This window comes from Pseudoalteromonas sp. SG44-17 (genome assembly GCF_014164235.1).
Taxonomy (GTDB): domain Bacteria; phylum Pseudomonadota; class Gammaproteobacteria; order Enterobacterales; family Alteromonadaceae; genus Pseudoalteromonas; species Pseudoalteromonas rhizosphaerae.
Genome location: NZ_JACJEV010000105.1, coordinates 1 through 437 on the forward strand (window position 1 = coordinate 1; position 437 = coordinate 437).

Here is a 437-nt window from a genome sequence, read left to right on the forward strand (position 1 = left end):
GCCTTGACCATAACGACCCCGATTGAGGTTGATGGCCGGATCAATGCCGTAGAAGATGACAGTGTATTGATCACCGGCTCTGGGGCGGAAGCCAATGCCAGTGTCAGTGTGACTATCAGCGATGGTTCGAATAACCAATCGCGTACTGTGACGGCTGATGGCTCTGGGGCATGGACTATCAGTGGTAGTGAGTTTGATGTCAGCAGCTTTAACGATGGCATGCTCACCGTCAGCGCCACACAATCGGATACAGCGGGCAATACTTCAAGTGCAGCCAGCACCTCAGTGATTTTAGATAACGCAGCACCGAATGCCTTGACCATAACGACCCCGATTGAGGTTGATGGCCGGATCAATGCCGTAGAAGATGACAGTGTATTGATCACCGGCTCTGGGGCGGAAGCCAATGCCAGTGTCAGTGTGACTATCAGCGATGG

The 437-nt window shown here is 52.9% G+C and carries 1 protein-coding gene; it reads left to right on the plus strand.

Annotated features, from left to right (window positions below):
• Window positions 1-437 (plus strand): Ig-like domain-containing protein (locus tag H5182_RS22090; RefSeq protein ID WP_220497125.1); only part of this gene is annotated, 437 nt, incomplete at both ends.